This is a genomic window from Pedomonas sp. (assembly GCF_036515995.1).
Taxonomy (GTDB): Bacteria; Pseudomonadota; Alphaproteobacteria; order Sphingomonadales; family Sphingomonadaceae; genus Pedomonas.
Genome location: NZ_DATBUP010000250.1, coordinates 1 through 3,776 on the forward strand (window position 1 = coordinate 1; position 3,776 = coordinate 3,776).

Annotated in this window: 3 protein-coding genes; all 3 read right to left on the bottom strand. The window is 67.0% G+C overall.

Going from position 1 to position 3,776, the window contains the following annotated elements; genetic code table 11:
- Nucleotides 1-80: 80 nt before the first annotated feature.
- Entirely contained in the window at nucleotides 81-1,106 is a 1,026-nt protein-coding gene (locus VIG90_RS17750; protein ID WP_331594856.1) for a 2-oxoacid:ferredoxin oxidoreductase subunit beta, read from the bottom strand.
- A complete protein-coding gene (locus VIG90_RS17755) occupies nucleotides 1,103-3,028 on the bottom strand; it encodes a 2-oxoacid:acceptor oxidoreductase subunit alpha (RefSeq protein ID WP_331594857.1) in 1,926 nt (641 codons plus the stop codon). The genes VIG90_RS17750 and VIG90_RS17755 overlap by 4 nt, the downstream gene beginning before the upstream one ends.
- 102 nt (nucleotides 3,029-3,130) lie before the next feature.
- Nucleotides 3,131-3,776, bottom strand: a 646-nt coding sequence (locus tag VIG90_RS17760) for a histone deacetylase (RefSeq protein WP_331594858.1), incomplete at its 5' end; no start/stop codon positions are given.

Here is a 3,776-nt window from a genome sequence, read left to right on the forward strand (position 1 = left end):
CGGCTGATCCTCAAGAGCTTGGGCGCGCCCGCCCTTGCCGGCCGAACGCTCGTTCCGGAATATTCTGGTAAACTATTTGTTCAGCTTACTGTCCAGGTCTGCCCCCGCCGCAACAGGGCATCGAAGTCCGCAACGCCCCGGCTGGCCGCAAGCGTCTGTGTCTGCTCGGCAATGGCCGCCTCATAGGTTGGGGCCGGGTCGCAGTAGAGCACCCCGAGCGCCACCGGAAACTCGGGGAATGCCATCTCCACCAGCAAGTGCGCGATCATGCGGTTGGTCTCGTCATGCACCAGCACGTCCGCCTCCGTCACGCCGTCCTCCCCCAGCGTCACCACCTCCAGCGCCAGCGTGTCCCGGTTCAGCCGCAGGCCCTTGTCGCGTGCCTTGCCCCAGATCATCGGCTTGCCGTGCTCCAGCAGCAGCTGGGTGTCCGCTGCCACCGCCTTCTCGGTGAAGGGCGCATAGACCGCATCGTTGTAGACGATGCAGTTCTGGAAGATCTCGACGAACGACGCGCCTTTGTGCGCATAGGCGCGCTTGAAGATGCCCGGCATGTGCTGGAGCGCCGTGTCGATGGTGCGGGCGATGAACCGGGCGTTCGCCCCCAGCGCAAAGGCCAGCGGCTTCAGCGGCTGGTCGACCGAGCCGAACGGCGTGGAGGGCGAGCGGGTGCCAACGCGCGAGGTGGGCGAATACTGCCCCTTGGTCAGGCCGTAGATCTCGTTGTTGAACAGAAGGATGTTCAGGTCCACGTTGCGGCGGATGGCGTGCAGGGTGTGGTTGCCGCCGATGGAAAGCGCATCCCCGTCCCCCGTGATCACCCACACGTCCAGCGCCGGATTGGCCAGCTTTAGCCCCGTGGCGATGGCGGGCGCGCGGCCGTGGATGGTGTGAAAGCCGTAGGTCGCCATGTAGTAGGGAAACCGGCTGGAGCAGCCGATGCCGGAGACGAACACCGTGTTCTCCGGCCTCACGCCCATCTCCGGCAGCGTGCGCTGCATGCATTTCAGAATGGCGTAGTCCCCGCAGCCGGGGCACCAGCGCACTTCCTGATCGGTGGCGAAGTCCGCCGGGGTCAGCTTCTTGGCTTCCGTCACGTCGTTCATCGCGCGTCCCTTTCCCTCAGCCCAGCATCTGCTCCCTCCAGAATCTTCAAGATCGCCGCCTCGATCTCGGCGATCTTGAAGGGCTGGCCCGACACCTTGTTCAGCGGTCTTGCGTCCACCAGATACTGGTCCCGCAAAATCGTCTTGAACTGGCCGGTGTTCATCTCCGGCACCAGCACGCGGCCGAAACCCTTGAGCAGGTCTCCGAGGTTGCGCGGCAGCGGCCACAGGTGACGAACGTGAATGTGGCTGACCCTGAGCCCCTTCGAGCGCGCCCGCCGCACCGCCTGAATGATGGGCCCGTAGGTAGAGCCCCAGCCCACCACCGCAAGATCGCCCGAGGCCTCGCCCTCCGTCACGTCCTGCTCCGGCACGTGGGCGCTGATGCCGAGGATCTTGTTCGCCCGCGTGTCGGTCATTCTCTGGTGGTTGGTGGCCTCGTAGCTGATGTGCCCGGTGTCGTATGACTTCTCGATGCCGCCGATGCGGTGCTCCAGTCCCATTGTCCCGGGCCGGATCCACACCCGCCCCAGCGTCTCCGGGTCTCGGGCATAGGGGTTCACCTTGCCGGGCTCCGCGGGCGGCTCGGTATGGAAGCGCACGGGAAACGGCGCGTGGTCCTGCAGGCACGGCACCCGCCACGGCTCGGCGGCGTTGGCGATGTACCCGTCCGTCAGCAGCATTACCGGGGTCATGAACTTCGTTGCCAGCCGCACCGCCTCGATCGCGGTCTCGAAGCAATCCGCTGCCGAGCGCGCGGCCAGCACCGCCAGCGGCGCATCGCCATTGCGGCCATAGACCGCCTGATAGAGGTCGGACTGCTCGGTCTTGGTCGGCAGGCCGGTCGATGGCCCGCCGCGCTGGGAGTTCACCACCACCAGCGGCAACTCGGTCATGATCGCCAGCCCCAGCGCCTCGCCCTTCAGCGCGATGCCGGGGCCGGAGGATGAGGTGACGCCTAGGCTGCCCGCGTAGGACGCCCCGATCGCCGAACAGATGGCCGCGATCTCGTCCTCCGCCTGAAAGGTGGTGACGCCAAACTCCCGCAAGCGGGAGAGGTGATGCAGCAGCGGGGAGGCCGGGGTGATGGGGTAGCTTGCAAAGAACAGCGGCAGGCTGGCCAGCTGCGCGCCCGCGACCAGCCCCAGCGACAGGCTCTCGGCCCCCGTCACCGTGCGATACAGCCCCGGGGCGGACTTGACCGGCGCAAGGTGCCGCCGATGCAGGCTATGCCCCAGCTCCGCCGTCTCGCCGAAGGCATGGCCTGCGTTCAGCGCCGCGATGTTGGCCTGCGCCAGCACCGGGTTCTTCGCGAACTTGGCTTTCAGCCAGTCTTCCAGCGGCTGGCGGTCCCGGTCGAACATCCAGAGCATCAGCCCCAGCGTCCACATGTTCTTGCAGCGCAGCGCCTCCTTGTTGCCAAGACCGAAGGGCTTCACCGCGTCCAGCGTCATCTGACTGATATTGAACGCCAGCACCTGAAAGTCGGCCAGCGTGCCGTCTTCCAGCGGGTTGGCGCCATACCCCGCCTTGGCGAGGTTGCGGGCCGTGAATTCGCCCACGTCCGCGATCACTGTGCCACCGCGCCGCACGCCGGGCAGGTCCACCTTCAACGCCGCCGGGTTCATCGCCACCAGAACGTCGGTCGCATCGCCCGCCGTCTCGATATCCGCCGAGCCGAAGTTGATCTGGAAGGAGGAGACGCCGAACGTGGTGCCGGTCGGCGCGCGGATCTCGGCGGGAAAGTCCGGGAACGTCGCCAGATCATTGCCGCTGAGCGCGGTGGAGAGCGTGAACTGCCCGCCGGTCAGCTGCATGCCATCGCCCGAATCCCCGGCGAAGCGCACCACGACCGTCTCGGGCGTGCCGTGCGGCTGGTCCCCTGATACGCGCAACCTCTGGTCTTCAAATGTCGTCGCCATGTGCGCCTCATCCGCCCCGCGCCCCATGGGTTCGGGGCGGTGCATTCAGGCCAGCATCGCGGCACACACTCGAGACGCGGTTCGCCCGCGATATCCGGCGGTTTACATCGACTGTTCCCAGGTTTCGGCGGCGATGGCGATGGTTCGCGCATGCCGCCGGGCAATCACGCTCACATCAGCCCCGTAGCCGCCGCCCATCACGGTCACGAACGGCACTCCGCGTCCGAGGCACTCTCGCGCAACATACCTGTCGCGGGCCGCCAGTCCCTCGTCGCTCAGCGCGAGGCGACCCAGCCGGTCCTCCGCATGCACGTCAACGCCCGCATTATAGAACACAAGCTGGGGCCGGTGCAGCATCAGAATACCCGGCAGGTTTTCCTGCAACAGCTTCAGGTAGGTGGCATCCTGCGCGCCCACGTCCAGTCCGATGTCGAGGTCGCTGCGCGCCTTGCGCACCGGAAAGTTCGCCTCGCAGTGCATGGAGAAGGTGAACACCCGCGCCTCCTCCTCGAACATCACCGCCGTGCCGTCGCCCTGATGCACATCAAGGTCCACCACAAGAATGCGCTCCACCGCCCCTTCCGCCAGCAGCTGGTGCGCCGCGATGCCCACGTCGTTGAGCACGCAGTAGCCGGAGCCGAAGCCGGGATGGGCATGGTGGCTACCGCCCGCCGTGTTGGACGCCGCCCCCACCTCGAGCGCCGCCCGCGCCGCCGCCAGCGTGCCGCCCGAGGCATGGCGCGCACGG